The organism is Rhodococcus sp. KB6, from assembly GCF_001445685.1.
Taxonomy (GTDB): Bacteria; Actinomycetota; Actinomycetes; order Mycobacteriales; family Mycobacteriaceae; genus Rhodococcus_F; species Rhodococcus_F qingshengii.
Genome location: NZ_LNAK01000043.1, coordinates 306,684 through 320,462, shown reverse-complemented (window position 1 = coordinate 320,462; position 13,779 = coordinate 306,684). Strand labels below are relative to the sequence as shown.

At 62.0% G+C, this 13,779-nt stretch carries 16 protein-coding genes; 4 read left to right on the top strand and 12 right to left on the bottom strand.

Annotation, left to right across the window (positions count from 1 at the left end):
• Nucleotides 1-10: 10 nt before the first annotated feature.
• Entirely contained in the window at nucleotides 11-787 is a 777-nt protein-coding gene (locus ASU23_RS08565; protein WP_030535206.1) for a trans-aconitate 2-methyltransferase, read from the bottom strand.
• A gap of 75 nt (nucleotides 788-862) precedes the next feature.
• Entirely contained in the window at nucleotides 863-1,900 is a 1,038-nt protein-coding gene (locus tag ASU23_RS08560) for a phosphatidylinositol-specific phospholipase C domain-containing protein (RefSeq protein ID WP_058037724.1), read from the bottom strand.
• A 190-nt stretch (nucleotides 1,901-2,090) separates the two neighbouring features.
• On the opposite strand from ASU23_RS08560, the gene ASU23_RS08555 reads away from it, so the two are divergent.
• Nucleotides 2,091-3,629, top strand: a complete 1,539-nt coding sequence (locus ASU23_RS08555) for a long-chain fatty acid--CoA ligase (protein WP_058037723.1) — start codon at nucleotides 2,091-2,093, stop codon at nucleotides 3,627-3,629.
• A gap of 19 nt (nucleotides 3,630-3,648) precedes the next feature.
• Here ASU23_RS08555 and ASU23_RS08550 read toward each other — a convergent pair whose 3' ends face one another.
• The 4 genes from ASU23_RS08550 to ASU23_RS08535 form a co-directional block, all read right to left on the bottom strand.
• The gene (locus ASU23_RS08550; protein WP_058037722.1) at nucleotides 3,649-4,713 is read right to left on the bottom strand and encodes an acyl-CoA dehydrogenase family protein; all 1,065 of its coding nucleotides are present in this window, start codon (nucleotides 4,711-4,713) and stop codon (nucleotides 3,649-3,651) included.
• Nucleotides 4,710-5,837 carry an acyl-CoA dehydrogenase family protein gene (locus tag ASU23_RS08545; protein WP_058037721.1) on the bottom strand — a complete coding sequence of 376 codons (1,128 nt, stop codon included), beginning with the start codon at nucleotides 5,835-5,837 and terminating at the stop codon, nucleotides 4,710-4,712. The genes ASU23_RS08550 and ASU23_RS08545 overlap by 4 nt, the downstream gene beginning before the upstream one ends.
• A gap of 58 nt (nucleotides 5,838-5,895) precedes the next feature.
• A complete protein-coding gene (locus tag ASU23_RS08540; RefSeq protein WP_031330833.1) occupies nucleotides 5,896-7,044 on the bottom strand; it encodes a TetR/AcrR family transcriptional regulator in 1,149 nt (382 codons plus the stop codon).
• Between the two features lie 122 nt (nucleotides 7,045-7,166).
• On the bottom strand, nucleotides 7,167-7,721 hold the full coding sequence (locus ASU23_RS08535) for a TetR/AcrR family transcriptional regulator (RefSeq protein WP_021332060.1): 555 nt from the start codon (nucleotides 7,719-7,721) through the stop codon (nucleotides 7,167-7,169).
• 185 nt (nucleotides 7,722-7,906) lie between these two features.
• On the opposite strand from ASU23_RS08535, the gene ASU23_RS08530 reads away from it, so the two are divergent.
• Both ASU23_RS08530 and ASU23_RS08525 read left to right on the top strand, forming a co-directional pair.
• The gene (locus ASU23_RS08530) at nucleotides 7,907-9,148 is read left to right on the top strand and encodes a cytochrome P450 (protein ID WP_058037720.1); all 1,242 of its coding nucleotides are present in this window, start codon (nucleotides 7,907-7,909) and stop codon (nucleotides 9,146-9,148) included.
• Nucleotides 9,145-9,555, top strand: coding sequence for a limonene-1,2-epoxide hydrolase family protein (locus tag ASU23_RS08525; protein ID WP_058037719.1), 411 nt, complete (start codon nucleotides 9,145-9,147; stop codon nucleotides 9,553-9,555). The genes ASU23_RS08530 and ASU23_RS08525 overlap by 4 nt, the downstream gene beginning before the upstream one ends.
• A 7-nt stretch (nucleotides 9,556-9,562) precedes the next feature.
• Here the strand turns inward: ASU23_RS08525 and ASU23_RS34775 are convergent, their stop codons facing one another.
• Nucleotides 9,563-9,817: a hypothetical protein gene (locus tag ASU23_RS34775; protein WP_225320132.1), complete on the bottom strand. Its 255-nt coding sequence runs from the start codon at nucleotides 9,815-9,817 to the stop codon at nucleotides 9,563-9,565.
• On the opposite strand from ASU23_RS34775, the gene ASU23_RS34770 reads away from it, so the two are divergent.
• Nucleotides 9,804-10,253 (top strand): hypothetical protein, encoded by a 450-nt coding sequence (locus tag ASU23_RS34770; protein WP_253741256.1) that lies wholly within the window; start codon nucleotides 9,804-9,806, stop codon nucleotides 10,251-10,253. The two genes, ASU23_RS34775 and ASU23_RS34770, sit on opposite strands and share 14 nt — an antisense overlap.
• A 384-nt stretch (nucleotides 10,254-10,637) precedes the next feature.
• Here ASU23_RS34770 and ASU23_RS08515 read toward each other — a convergent pair whose 3' ends face one another.
• From ASU23_RS08515 to ASU23_RS08495, 5 genes are all read right to left on the bottom strand, one after another.
• Nucleotides 10,638-11,237 (bottom strand): signal peptidase I, encoded by a 600-nt coding sequence (locus ASU23_RS08515; RefSeq protein WP_058037897.1) that lies wholly within the window; start codon nucleotides 11,235-11,237, stop codon nucleotides 10,638-10,640.
• An 8-nt stretch (nucleotides 11,238-11,245) separates the two neighbouring features.
• The gene (locus tag ASU23_RS08510) at nucleotides 11,246-11,851 is read right to left on the bottom strand and encodes a SipW-dependent-type signal peptide-containing protein (RefSeq protein WP_021332053.1); all 606 of its coding nucleotides are present in this window, start codon (nucleotides 11,849-11,851) and stop codon (nucleotides 11,246-11,248) included.
• Between the two features lie 9 nt (nucleotides 11,852-11,860).
• Nucleotides 11,861-12,532: a signal peptidase I gene (locus tag ASU23_RS08505; RefSeq protein WP_253741254.1), complete on the bottom strand. Its 672-nt coding sequence runs from the start codon at nucleotides 12,530-12,532 to the stop codon at nucleotides 11,861-11,863.
• A 65-nt stretch (nucleotides 12,533-12,597) separates the two neighbouring features.
• A complete protein-coding gene (locus ASU23_RS08500; protein ID WP_058037716.1) occupies nucleotides 12,598-13,140 on the bottom strand; it encodes a hypothetical protein in 543 nt (180 codons plus the stop codon).
• A 26-nt stretch (nucleotides 13,141-13,166) separates the two neighbouring features.
• Nucleotides 13,167-13,667: an alternate-type signal peptide domain-containing protein gene (locus ASU23_RS08495; RefSeq protein ID WP_003939763.1), complete on the bottom strand. Its 501-nt coding sequence runs from the start codon at nucleotides 13,665-13,667 to the stop codon at nucleotides 13,167-13,169.
• Between the last annotated feature and the right edge of the window lie 112 nt (nucleotides 13,668-13,779).

Sequence of the window (13,779 nt, the reverse complement as noted above, 5' to 3'; positions counted from 1 at the left end):
AGCCGAGTAGTTACCGTTTGCGTCCGACGCAGAACACCCGCCGGAACGGAAAGAGCGTTCCGGCGGCTGTTGCGGGGTAGGCCTCCCTCAGCAGATCGGAATACTGACGCTCGAACTCCGGAGCGTCAGCTTCGCCGAGAACGTCGAGCACGGGTCGTAACCCCGTCCCCCGTACCCATCCGAGCACCGGGTCGGCACCTGCCAGCACGTGTACGTACGTCGTTTCCCAGGCGTCGACGTCGAATCCGTGTTCTTGGAGACGCTGCGCGTACTGAACTGGACTGTCGACGCCTTCCGGGCCGCGTAGGACGCCACCCAGTCGCTCACTCCATTCCGCTGATTCCGCGAGATCTCGCATGAGCGCGTGGGACGGAGCATCGAAGTTACCCGGCACCTGCCACGCCAGCCACGATCCGGATTCCAGGGTGTCCGCCCACTGGTCGATCAGCTCGCGATGGCTCGGAACCCACTGCAATGCAGCGTTACTGACGACCACGTCGTAACCGGTGGCGTCGAAGGACATGATGTCCCCCAACTCGACGGTGACGTTTCCCGGTAGGTCTGTAGGGGCCTGCGCGACCATTTCGGGAGACGAGTCGAATCCGGATACCGAGGCGTCCGGCCATCTTTCCCCGAGCATCGCGGTCAGGGTGCCTGATCCGCAGCCGAGGTCGGCTACCCGCGTCGGGTCTTCGGTGGCCACCCGTGACACCAGGTCCACGAACGGGCGTGACCGCTCACCCGAATAGCGGCCGTAGACTTCGGGATTCCACGTGACAGTGCGCATGAACCCATCCTGCACCCTGTTCCTGAGAATTGCCGCCCGTCAGATCTCGCTCGTCACGATCCGGCCATTCGAAAATCACCGACGCGGCACCACGGTGGACAGTACGTTCGGCAACCTCGACCAGTCCGCGGTGATGTAACTTGCGTGCTCACCGGCCAACAGGTCGAGACGCTCGCTCGCCTCGGTTTCCGAGGCATGGGTTCCGTCGATCTGCGGAGCGACCTTGTGCGCGTCGGTCATGACGAGGAGGTACCCCCGTTCGTGGTACCAACTCGGATCCACGACTCCCGCGGTGTAGTCGAGAGCGTCACCGTCGAAAATCACGAACCACGGACGGATGCCCGGGTCGGCGTAACGGTCGATTCGTGGGTCTCCCGGTGACGCCCGGTGAACAGCGGGAAAGGCGGCGCCGAGTTGGACGAGTCCGGCAGCGGACAGATCTCGCAAGTGCGTCGCGTACTGCCGGTCGGTCCACTCCGTGTCGAGCGGGTTTCCCTCCTCGATCGTTCCCGGAATCAGCTCGAACAGAAATTTCCCGGTCATTTCGGAATTGCTCGGCCATCCACGCTCGGTGACGGCGGCATCCGGGGTGGAGTAGGACTCCCCCATCAGATCGGCCGGCGTGAAAACCGCGTCTCCGAGAGTCCCGAGAATCAGGGCGTCGAGATCCGCGGGCCCACGTCCGTACCCGGCAGTGAACCCGTCCTTGATTTCCAACTTGATCATCACCGGCGGATGCTCGGGATTGGCCTCGTGCCACGCCCGCATATCTGCCAGGCATCCGCGGAATCCCTGATCTCGTAGACCGCTTCGCAACCCGGATGCGTCCTGAGCGCCGACGCAGTTGCTCTCGCTCGCCACCGGATTCATGTGCGACACACGCCAGTCCGGACCGCCTCCGTTGGTCCACAAGTCCAGCTCGAGCAACGACGCCCCGGAATCCAAAGCGTCGGCGAAGTACGAAAACGTCGCCTTCTCGTAGGAATTGTGGACCCCGACTGACGTGGTCTCGGAAAACGAGCGCACTTGGTTCGTAGTCGTTTCGGCGCCGGCAGAGGGCGCCGAGACGACCGCCACGAACGCACTCATACCGGCTACCAGGATTGCTCGCATGTTCGACACTCTCGCAGAAATCACCCCACGGCAGGATGGAATCGTCAGAGTTAACTGGACAATCGTCTAGATTGCACCGGAGTGGGGCATGATTTCAGGCGGTGAGTGAGGGCAATTGTCAGGCCAATAGCATCAGTGCCGGAACTGATCCGAGTCAGAGCACTCGCCGCACACTCGCAGGAGGAATCGCATGCAGCTGACTCAATTCGTTCACCGATCCCTACGAGCGTCGCCCGAAGCGGTGATGACGATCTCCGATGGCCGAGTGCGCACGTCTCGCGAATCGGTCGACCGGATCAAGAGGCTCGCGGGCGGGCTGCAGACGTTAGGCCTGCGCACCGGTGACAGAGTCGCGATCTTGGCATCGAACTCCGACTACTACCACGAGGCGCTCCTGGCCTGCTGGTGGTTCGGAGCAGTGGCCAGTCCGGTCAATTCTCGCTGGAGCACGGCGGAAATCACATACGCCCTGGAAGATTCAGGGTCGACGGTATTACTCGTGGACGAGAATTTTGCTTCCGTCGGATCTACCCTTCGCGAGGCGTGTCCAGGCCTGACCACTGTCGTCTACTGCGGCAACGACCGAGTTCCGGACGGAATGCTCGACTACGAACAGGTGATCGCGGAGGCGATTCCGGTCGACGATCTGCGCGTCGGCGGCGACACGCTTGCACTACTCCTCTACACCGGCGGGACCACCGGAGTGCCGAAGGGCGTGATGATCAGCCATCAAGCGCTGATGACCTCGGCGCTGGGCACTCTCGCGGCAGGCGGCGTGGCAATCAGCAACGGAACGAACCTCGCGGTGAACCCTCTGTTTCACATTGCCGGGATAGTCGGATGGTTGGCTCAGTCGCTGATGGGTGGAACTCAGGTCTTCGTACCGAACTTCAGCCCACGGACGTTCCTCGAGGCCGTGGACCGCTATCGCCCGACAACCGTGGGTCTGGTGCCGACAATGCTCCAGATGTTGGTCGCCCACAAAAACGAAACGGGCGAAGACGCAACCACCTACGATCTGTCCAGCGTCAGGATCCTGAGATACGGCGCCTCGCCCATATCTCCGACGCTTCTCGGACAGGTCATGCAAATGTTCCCCAACAGTTCCTTCGCTCAGGGCTACGGGATGACTGAAACCGCGCACATCAGCATGCTGAGTCCAGCCGATCACCTCGAAGGTGGTGACCTCCTCCGCAGCGCTGGTCGCGCACTCCCTCACTGCGAACTGAAAATCGTCGACCCGGCCGGCTCGGAACTCCCACCCGGCGAGGTGGGCGAAATCGTCACGTTCGGCAGCCACGTCATGCTCGGATACTGGAACAAACCGAAGGAGACCGCAGAAGTGCTCCGCAGCGGGTGGATGCATACCGGCGACGCCGGATACCTCGACGCCCGCGGTTACCTGTTCATCGTCGATCGCATCAAGGACATGATCGTCACCGGTGGCGAGAACGTCTACTCAACCGAGGTCGAAAACGCTCTGGCACAACACGAATCCGTCGCGGCCTGTTCCGTGATCGGTCTGCCCGATGCCCAGTGGGGCGAGCGTGTCCATGCCGTGGTCGTCCTTCGGCATGGTTTCGACGCCGACGCCGACGAACTGCGCGCTCACGTGAAAACGCTGATAGCCGGATACAAATCTCCGCGCACCTTCCAATTCGTCGATGCATTGCCGCTGTCGGCAGCAGGCAAGGTGCTGAAGCGCGATCTTCGTTGCAACGCAACGTAATCCTTTACGACGGTCAGGATTACAGCTTCAATGTCGGTTCTGGGTCGGTGATCAAGCGGTGCAGTGACGGCGACGCCGCTACGGCCTCTCCTAGTTGCGTCGCACTCGCGACTTCGTCGCCGAACTCCGATCGCCAGGCGTGCAGTCGACGCGTCAGTTGTTGCAATCGGTATTCGCGGGTCATGCCGATTGCACCGTGTGCCTGGTGGGCGGCGCGGACGCTCACGAGCGCATTCTGCGAAACCACCAATTTGGTTGCGCTCACTTCGAAGTCGGCGTCGCCTCTGATGAGTGCATGTGCAGTGCGATCGACGGCCAGCGTGGACATCGAAGCCATCTGAGCAAGCGTCACGATATGCTGCTGGACTGCTTGAAACTGCGCGACGGGCCTACCGAATTGCACCCGGTCGGACACATAGCGCCGGGTCAACGTCGACGCCGACTCCATCGCTCCCGACATCTGCACCGAGCGCAAGAACGCGCCGAGCTTGCTGAGAATCCGGGCATCGACCGGGTTGTCGCCGTCAATGGTCCGCGCTTCGGAGAACGTCAGGCTCTCACGCGGTTGCCCCGCAAGATCCGTCCCGCCACCGATCTCGGCGTCGGAGATGTCAAGGAGTACGACGCGATCACCGAGAACTGCTGCCAGCACTGATGCAGCGCTACCCCACGGCACGTCGTGAAAGGTTCCCGAGAGGACACCGTCGTCGGTCCGGCGCACATCGTCGCGCGGCGAACCCGGGGCGACCGTTGCGATTCCGGAGGGCACGGGTAACCCGCCCGCTGTTGCCAGCCTGCCCGCGAGGTACGTCTCGGCGAGCGGCAGCGGCGCAGCGTGCCTCGCCGCCGCGCGCTGGACAGTCACGGCGTCGAGGAGCGAGCCACCGGAACCACCAACCGATTCGGGAAGACCGACCAGAGGTAACCCTAGTTCGACTGCCGCGCTCCATAATCCGGCGGGCAGACCGCCGATCTCCGCCTGCGCTACCACCTCGGTGCCGGACTTCTCGGCGAAAAATTGCTCGACCATCGATTCGAGGTCGGCGTCGAATGTGTTCGCGTTGATCTGTGACCCCGAATTCATCGGTCCAACCCTTTCATGATCACGGTGCGGAGAATTTCGTTGGTACCGCCGCGAATCGACCACGACGGCGCCACCAGCACGGCCCGGGCGAGCAGCGACTCGTACGGATCGTCGGATGCAAGGTCCGGAGCCCGGCCGAGGTGCCGCGCGACGGTCGCAACACAGTCCTGTTCGAAGCGTGTTGCCATCTCCTTGATCAGCGCGGCCTCCGTGACCGGCGAGCGACCGGCGTCGACCATCCGTGCGATGGACAGCGACATCCCGCGAAAAGCCCAGCAGCGTGCGGTAATCGAGCCCAGATCGGCGAGGGCAACTGGACCGCCTTGCGCTGCTTGGTTGGCCGCGAAGTTCTCGAGGACCGGCATCAGCGACATCCAACGGTCGACGCCACCTCGCTCGAGTGCGAGTTCACCGGTGTTTTGTCCCCAGCCCGCTCCGACGTCTCCGAGGCGACGCGAATCCGGCACGAAAACATCCTGGAACGACACCTCGCAGAAGTCCTCACTACCGTCGATGAACGGAATGGGTGAGACGGTCAGGCCCTCGCTGTCGCGATCGACGATCAGCTGAGTGAGTCCGTTGTGCTTGTCTGCCGAGGTTCGAAGCAGGGCGAGTATGTGTGTGGCGTGGAAGGCGCCGGTGGTCCAGATCTTGGTGCCGTTGACTTTCCAGCCACCATCGACACGTTCGGCGCGAGTGCGCACCGATGCCAGGTCCGAACCCGAGTCGGGCTCACTCATCCCGATCGAGAACGAGAACTCACCGCTCGCGATACCGGGAAGGAAGAACCGCTTCTGTTCTTCCGTGCCGTTGGCGGCGATGCTCGGACCCGACTGTCTGTCTCCGATCCAGTGATAGCCGACCGGCGCTCCCCGCGCGAGAAGTTCTTCGACGACGACCAATCGATCCACTGCTGACCGTCCGCCCCCGCCGTATTCCTTCGGCAGCGACATGCCGAGCCACCCACGTCGACCCAGATCTCGCGAGAACACCGGATCCACCGCCCCGGCCATCCCGAGTCCGAGCGAGTAGGTACCGGGGGTGAGTCGCTTGTCGAGGTACTCCCGCACTTCAGCCTGAAGAACAAGCTCCTCGATCGTCAGTTCTGTTGCGTCGAAACGCATGACGTCTCCGATCAGTTTCGTGAGTCGATCCGCCGCCCGTGGCGCTTACCCGAATTTTTCATGCGCCCAGCAGCAGGGCGCAGCCGATCTCGAAGAGTCTGTCCGACAGGTCGTCGCGACGGCGAAGCCGGCCGATTCGGACGGCGTTCTCCACAACTGTCAAAGTGGCATTGACGGTGATCCTGGCGGTGGCGGACTCGAGGCCCGGACGGACTTCTTCGAGCATCTTGACCCATAGCGCGACGTACTCACGTTGATTCTGTTCACACGTGCGGCGGAACTTGTCCGGTAATTGGTCGAGTTCGCTGATCAACAACCCGATCAAATGACGCTCGTTGATCGCGAAATCGATATGTGCGGCAAGCAATCCGGACAGCGCGTCCTCCGGGCCGGTTGCGGCGCCGAGAGCCTGTGCAACGCCGAGCCGGCGACGCTCGCCGCCCCTCGAGACCGCGGAGATCAGCAGGTCGATCTTGGCATCGAAGTGGTTGTACACATTCGGGCCTGTCGTTCCTGCAGCCTCACCGATGTCCTCGGTATTGACTGCTTGATATCCACGCTCGTCGAACAGCCGAATTGCTTCGGTCAACAAGAGTTCACGTCTGGGTATCACAACGGGCAGGTGACCCGTTGCCGCCACGACTTTCACTTCTGAGCGACCCAGTTCCGCGTATGCAGCGCGGTCTGCCAACTCGACAAGCAGCAGTTCCATCTGACGCCTCGGCAAGGACACTCGATGCGAAGACACACTGTTGAAGACTGCGATGACAGCCCAGGCGAGCAGATAGCTGTCTTCCTCGTCGAGGTCGGGACGCTCAATTCGGATCAGCACTGCATCGCGCGAAGCTGCACTCTTGAGGGTCGAACGCATTTCCTCGCGTTGCTCGTCAGGCAGATAGCGTGCCTCTCGCTGCCACAGGAGCGACAGACCCCGACGTTTGGACACCGATGCCGCAAGTTCGGTGATCAGTGTTTTCAGATCCTCGGCACCTGCGACCCGATCGTAGAGCGATTCGATGCCTGCGTTGACTGCGGCGTAAAGGAGATCCGGCTTGTTCTTGAAGTGCCGATAGAGCGCAGGTGCCGTGATTCCAACTGCAGCAGCCACCTGAGCGACAGACACGTTGTGATAACCGTGCTCACGGAAAAGCTCACCTGCAGCCGCAAGAATCTGCTGCTTACGGTCGCGGGGCCTGCGTACGACCATCGTGACTCTCTCCTTCGCGGCAGCGGACAAGCTCAGAGTACCGAGCCGAGGAATGAAGCAATGAACCGAACCGTCTACAGCAGCGACGATCCGATGCACCGTTCACGAACACGGAATCCCGCTCAGGAGTAGATGAACGACTCGACCATCCCTCGTTCGGCGGCCCTGTCTGCAAGAGGCCATGCCAACAGCATCAACACGATCCGAACCACCCACTGCGACTCTTGACCTTCAGGATCCAATCCTGCAAGTTCCAGTGCAGTACGCGGGAGCAACGGCGAGGACACGAGATACTCGTCGATTCCGTTGGCCCGCGCTGCCGCAAGGCCGTGGCTCATGGCAGCGTCGGATCTGATCGCGTCGACGGCGACGAGGATCGACTCCACGATGCGCTCGTCGCCGTGCAGTGATTCGACGGCAGTCGCGACCTTGCTCGCCACGGATGCCGCGCCTCGTGACAACAACCCCTCGCGGATCGCGGACTTGCCACCTACGTAGCGGTAGAGCGTTGCCCTCGAACAGCCTGCGCGGGCAGCGACGTCGTCGGCGTTGAACCGATCGAATCCCTGTTCTCGAATCAACTCTGCCGCAGCCGCGAAGATGCGCTCGGTTGCGAGTTCACGGCGGTTACCGCCGGCCAACCAGTCGGCGGCGCGGCGCTCGTTTGCACCGGTCACTCTCCGTCACCTCGTCTCACTCTGAGACAGATTCAATCAGAAATCTCAAGGCTACGGAAGGCCGCGAGCCTCTGACCTGGGAGAAGTACGAGGGGGTTGAAGTGCGTGAGATTTTCTCAAAATGCCAGTTCAGAGGCATTTTCCACCTGTTGACTTCTCCTCGACGGCCGTGACATCTTCCCTTCGTGACACCATCGACGCTCGACATCAACCCTTTCCTGCCGTCGAACATCGACGACCCGTACCCGCTATACGACGTACTCCGGCGCGAGCACCCCGTGTACCGCATTCCTGATACCGACTTCTATCTGGTGTCCACGTGGGAATTGGTCACCGAAGCCGTTTCCCGTACCGACGACTTCTCCAACAACCTCACCGGCGTGCTGGTTCGTACACCGGACGGTTCGGCAATGACATTCGACATGAACGGCGGCGGCCAAGCTGTTCACGTTCTCGCGACTGCCGACGAGCCCGACCATCAACACCAGCGCAAACTTGTCTTGCCGACACTGGTCGCCAAACGTATACGAGCACTCGAGCCGGTGATGACCGAGTACACGCAGCAGTTGTGGGACAACGGCTTCGACGGTCGACGGATCGAATGGGTCACGTCGGTAGCGGACACGCTGCCGCTGCAGATGGTTGCCACGCTGATCGGCCTGCCGGCACACGACGTCCCCCAATTGCTGGCGTGGTCGTACGACAGCACCGAACTTCTCAGCGGCATCGTGACCGCAGAACGGTTGACAGGCGTCGTCACCTCGGCGGCCGAACTCACCGGGTACCTCTACAGCAAATTTCGTGAGGCACGGGCTCACCCGGTGGATGATCTACTCGGAGACCTCGTCCGTTGCTGTGACGCAGGCGAACTCAGCGAAGACGTGGCAGTGCTCATGTTGGTGCAACTCGTCGGTGCGGGTGGCGAATCGACCGCCGGACTGATCGCCAACTCTGCACGGTTGCTCGCCGAGCGCCCTGAGATGCAGACGCAGCTGCGCGAGGACCCTCTACTCGTGGGCGCGTTCCTGGAAGAAACGCTCAGGCTCGAGTCACCCTTTCGCGGACATCACCGACATGTCAACGCGGACACGACACTCGGTGGATTGGCACTACCCGCCGGCAGTCATCTCATACTGCTGTGGGGTTCGGCGAACCGCGACCCCGAGTCGTTCGTCGAACCACAGGTGATGAACCTCGACAGAGTCAATCCCCGAGCGCATTTCGCCTTCGGCAAAGGAGCCCATTTTTGTGTCGGGGCCGCGCTGGCTCGCCTGGAAGCAAAGACCGCCATCGCCGTACTTCTCGAAAACAGTGCGCATGTCACAGTCGACCCCGAATTCCCGCCTCGTTGGGTCCCCAGCATGTTCGTGCGCCGCCATCAAAGCTTGCACCTGAACGTCTCACCCTGTCGTGAGGTCACACCATGAGCCCCGAAGAACTGGTCACTGCCTTCTGCGCCGAGTGGAAGCTCGGTAGTGCCGAGACAATCGCATCGTATTTCAGTGAAGATGCTGTTTACCATAATATTCCGATGGAACCGATCGTCGGACGCGTCGAGATCCTGACTTTCCTGGAAGGCTTCATCTCGGCCTTCGGTGGGATCGAATTCACGATTCATCACCAGTCCGCCAACGGTGCGACCGTACTCAACGAACGGACCGACCGATTCGACCTCGGCGACAAACACGTAGTCCTGCCGGTCATGGGAATCTTCGAGATCATGGACTCGAAAATTGTGGCATGGCGTGACTATTTCGATCTCGCACCGATCAACAAACTGTTGGCCGCGCCCCCGGGTCCGGAGACCCGGGGGCACAGTCGAGAGGTCGAGTGATGAGCCGCTACCCGAAGTCAGGCATGTTCTGCCCGCTGTCCTTGTAGAACTTCCACGTGCCGTCCTGCGGCGACTCCATGATGCGGTAGACCTCGGTTGCCCCCACAATCCACAACTGGCCGTTGTACCAGTGCAGAGTGGAACCCGATTCGACACGGCCGCTTGCGAGTTCGTTGCCGTCGGCGTCGACGACCGCAACCTTGTTTCCACCCGCGGTCCAGCCTCCGGTGAGACCACCATTCTCGACTGTGTCAGTAAGCACCGGCTTCGGGTCCGCTGTCGGAGAAGTCTCCGGCGACGTGGTTCCCGGCGTAGTCGGTGCCGAGGTTGCCGTGTTCGGTGTCGTCGTGTTCGGTGTCGTCGTGGTGGTCGGGGCCTCGGTTGTGCTCGTCGGCTCGGTAGGCGTTGTCGGAGAGGCGGTCTCGCTCGTCGACGGAGCTTGTGAGGTGGTCGATTCCGACTCGACAGCTTCCGGCTCGGTCGCAACCATCGCTTCGGCCTGCATCCTGCTCAGAGGGTTCGCGCCGTTCGGCGCCGGGGTGCTCGGATCCCAGGTGGAGACGTTCTCCCAAGCCTGGTTTGGCTTGCTTGTGCTCGAACTACCCTCGCACGCGGTGCGACCACTAACCCAGTCTTTGAAAGACATGCCGGCGCCGGTTGTATATCCCGACGAGGTCATCGGGCCATTTATGGTGTAGACCCTGATGTAAAGTCCCGAGCGATCCGAGTCAGATACGCTCGACCACTGAAGTTGCGTAGCGGTGAAGGTCCTTGTGTCCTTGACGGTGTTGTTACTTCTGTTCATCAGTTCGACCTTGTAACCCGTTGCCCCGGGTACAGCGCTCCAATAGGGGTTTCCACGCTGGCTCGTGACAGAACCTGAGGTCGAGCACCCGATACTTGCGGTCAGCGGCGTCGGATAGAAGTTGCCCGTCGCCACCTGTGCGCCAGTCGAATTGACCACGTCAGTTGGATTTGCCAACGTCCCAGTGGCCTGAGCCAGACCGAAAGCCATTGCAGCAGCGCCGCCGACAGCGATCAACGACCGCAGCGACTTCATGCGGGTGCTAGCCCGTCGCATTTCAATCATTATGAGCCTCCTGAAGCTCCCCGCAGGTTTCGTCAGCATCGACGCGGGCGTCATTTGTAGTGGCGGCGCGGGCATTCTCCAGACGCCGGTCTTTAGTTCGTCCAAATGCGATGACCAGCACCGCGCCTACCAATCCGCCGCCAAGGAAGGTTGCGAGCGGGCTGGAAAGCCAAGCAACGACATAGCCGAGCCCGCCGACGCTGATGAACACTCGGTCGGCCTCGGTGATGGTGTAGGGCAGTCGATCAGCCACATTGTTGGCATCGCCCTTGAGCGTGGCGAGCACGGTGTCCGCTCCTGCCGATTCGAGTTCGACCACGCGGTGGGTGATGCGCACGCCTTGGTCGTTGTCGACGCTGATCACGTCGCCGACAGCCAATTCAGTTGCAGGCACGGTCTTCGCCAGCGCCAGCGCACCGGTGGAAATTGCAGGTTCCATCGAACCCGAGCGAAACACCAGTGGTCTGATCCCGAATATCAGGGACGCGAGAGTGGCGATTATGCAGATGAGCCCGGCGACCGCAGCCACATTCAAGGCAATTTCCTTGCCACGACTGCGTCCCACGCTCACCTCCTCATCGGTGCTGTCCATCGCGATGATCACTGCCCCGTTGCGGTGAAGTTGAAGCCCAGATCGGCGATCTTGAACTGCTCCGTCTGACCCGCGGTCGAATCGACGGTCACCTTGATGCACACCTGCTCCGAAACACCGGCAGCGAGTGATCGGCCAGAGACGAGTGTCGGGTTCCCGGAGAACGCTTGCTGCGTCCCGATGATCGGTCCTGAACAGGTACTGCCGTCGTTGGCGCCGGTCTGATGTAGGGAAACCTTGAGCTTCCCGATCAGCGCGGACGAACCCGTGGCCGTTGCCGATACCGCCCACTGGAAGTTGGCAGTTCCGGTGTTCTGAACCGTCAATGCCCCGGCCTCACTCTGGCCTGGCAGCATGCTGTTGCGCTTGAGTTCGGTGAATTGGTGTGCGGGCCGCTGGTTGTCGACTTTCAGCTGGACCGACGAAGTGCTGAACATGCCGGTGGTCGCAGTAGCGCTGTCGGACCACGCCGCCATCGTGCCGACCGCTCCGAGGCCCAGGACCATGCCCAGTGAGAGCACGGCCCGGGTCCGTATCCAACCGGTCTCGCCCAGACGGCTTCGCATCCGCGCCCCGAGACGCGCGTCGCCGCCCGATTTCTGTTCTGTAGACATTCTGCTGTCCTATTTCGATTCGGAGGTTGGTGCCGATGGATCGGCGGGCAATACCGGCGCGCCGAGTTCAGGGCCGGAAAGAGTCGGGTCTGTGCCACTTTCGTCGTCACCGGCCTTGCCCCGCTTGTCGCGGATGCCACTGACGACCATCCACACGGCATATACAGCCAGGCCCGCAGCTACGCCTGTGGTGAGAATCGAACGCGATTGCCCGTTGATCACCGAGTTCACCCGGCCCAGATACGGCACCGAGTAGATGACCCGACCACGGATCTGCTCGGGCACCAGCGACCACGAGTCGGCGACGGGGTTGTTGTCGCCGCGAGTGTGGATGCGACGCTCCCCTTCCCCCGTGTAATAGATGCCTTCGATGCGGTGGGTGACCACCGCTGGATCGCCGGAGACGGGCTGGAACGTGATCACGTCCCCGGTGGTCAGATCCTGGTTGGGGGTCGGCTTGACCACGATGAGCGTGCCAGGGGGCATGGTCGGTTCCATCGAACCGGTGAGAACCGTGTACGCGGTGGAGCCGGTGAGTCGAGGGATAACGACCATCACCGCGAGAATGCCGACCATCAGCAGCAGCAGTACCCACGAGACGATGGTGCGAGTCCACCACCATAGGGTGGTCTTGTCGTCTCCGCCTTGTTCGGGATCATGTTGCCGCTCAGATGTTTCCACGTGTGCGCTGTGCCGGGGTCGATACTCGGCACGTTCGCCTGCACGCCGGCTTCTCGCGGTGACGGTCATGACTGGCTCACTGAGCTTGCGTCGAAAGTGAACGTCGCGTTGGACTGCTGGCTCGCTGCCGCGCCCTGGCCCAGCGTGGCCCGCAGGCACAACACCTGCATCTGCCCGGCCGGAACCAGCTGTTCGGAAAAGGCCGCGCCGTCCATGGCACCGTTGTAGAGCTCAGTGCCCACGTCGCCAGTGGCGGTGCAGGCCGCCTCGTTGGCTACCTTGGCCACGCGCAGGCTCAGCGGCGGTGGGGTCGCGCCGTTGAGTACAACATCGGAAAGCACGTAGTTCATTTGCACGTTGCCGGAGTTGATCACCGGCAGAGGCATCTGAATGTTGTCGCCCGGGCCCTTGTTGTCCAACTTGAACCCATCGAGGTTGAACTGCTTGACCCCTTCACCGCCGGCAGAGATATCGAGCATGCCTGCCTGGATAGTGCCGCCGGTCGATTCTGCGGTATCGCGCCACAGCGCGCCGGTCTGCTGCACCGAGACGAACCCGATGAGCAGAACCGACGACGCTGCGATCGCCCATTTGTATTGGGTCTTCACGTGACCTTCTTCTGGTTACGGATTAACTACGGGGTGAGCGTCTGCTCGAGGGTGACCGAGGCTCCCGACAGCGTGGCTGCCTGGCCAGCGCCGTCCGTGTTGGTGGTGTCCGGCTTGAACGTGATCGTCGTGGTGATATCGCGCGTGCCAGTGCCCGCGGAGACGCTCGCGTTCTGACCACCGGCAGTCGCGACCTCCAGCTTGCTCGCGAGAGCCCCGGAGATTCCGCCGACGGTAGGTGTCAGCGTCGCCTTCAGGTTGGTGCCGACGAGGGTGTAGTTGTACGTGGCGGTGTAGGTGAGTACGTCACCGGGGACAATTTTGTCGCTGGCCGGGTTGAACGTGTTCGCGCCGAGCTTCCATACGCCGGAGCCGGCCGCTTCGCTGATCGTCATCGAGCCGGCATTGACGGTCTGGCTTCCGCCAGCGCCGGTCGACGCGTTCCACGCAGCCATGGTTCCGGCACCACCTGCGAGCAGAACAGCAGCCGCACCTGCGGCGATCGCACCCTTTGTGGTCTTGTTCATCTGGCATTCCTCCTGTGCAGTTCGCGGCGGGACATCCGACGCGCTTGGTTGAGCCCGGGCCGTGCGGATGTGCACTCCGGTGAAACAGCCCCGGGAAGGGGCATGGGAATTG

What these genes read in the sequence shown, in the direction of transcription:
- ASU23_RS08565 (WP_030535206.1), bottom strand. Translation starts at nt 787, where the DNA reads ATGCGCACTGTCACGTGGAATCCCGAAGTCTACGGCCGCTATTCGGGT.
- ASU23_RS08560 (WP_058037724.1), bottom strand. Translation starts at nt 1,900, where the DNA reads ATGCGAGCAATCCTGGTAGCCGGTATGAGTGCGTTCGTGGCGGTCGTC.
- ASU23_RS08555 (WP_058037723.1), top strand. Translation starts at nt 2,091, where the DNA reads ATGCAGCTGACTCAATTCGTTCACCGATCCCTACGAGCGTCGCCCGAA.
- ASU23_RS08550 (WP_058037722.1), bottom strand. Translation starts at nt 4,713, where the DNA reads ATGAATTCGGGGTCACAGATCAACGCGAACACATTCGACGCCGACCTC.
- ASU23_RS08545 (WP_058037721.1), bottom strand. Translation starts at nt 5,837, where the DNA reads ATGCGTTTCGACGCAACAGAACTGACGATCGAGGAGCTTGTTCTTCAG.
- ASU23_RS08540 (WP_031330833.1), bottom strand. Translation starts at nt 7,044, where the DNA reads ATGGTCGTACGCAGGCCCCGCGACCGTAAGCAGCAGATTCTTGCGGCT.
- ASU23_RS08525 (WP_058037719.1), top strand. Translation starts at nt 9,145, where the DNA reads ATGAGCCCCGAAGAACTGGTCACTGCCTTCTGCGCCGAGTGGAAGCTC.
- ASU23_RS08515 (WP_058037897.1), bottom strand. Translation starts at nt 11,237, where the DNA reads ATGGACAGCACCGATGAGGAGGTGAGCGTGGGACGCAGTCGTGGCAAG.
- ASU23_RS08510 (WP_021332053.1), bottom strand. Translation starts at nt 11,851, where the DNA reads ATGTCTACAGAACAGAAATCGGGCGGCGACGCGCGTCTCGGGGCGCGG.
- ASU23_RS08495 (WP_003939763.1), bottom strand. Translation starts at nt 13,667, where the DNA reads ATGAACAAGACCACAAAGGGTGCGATCGCCGCAGGTGCGGCTGCTGTT.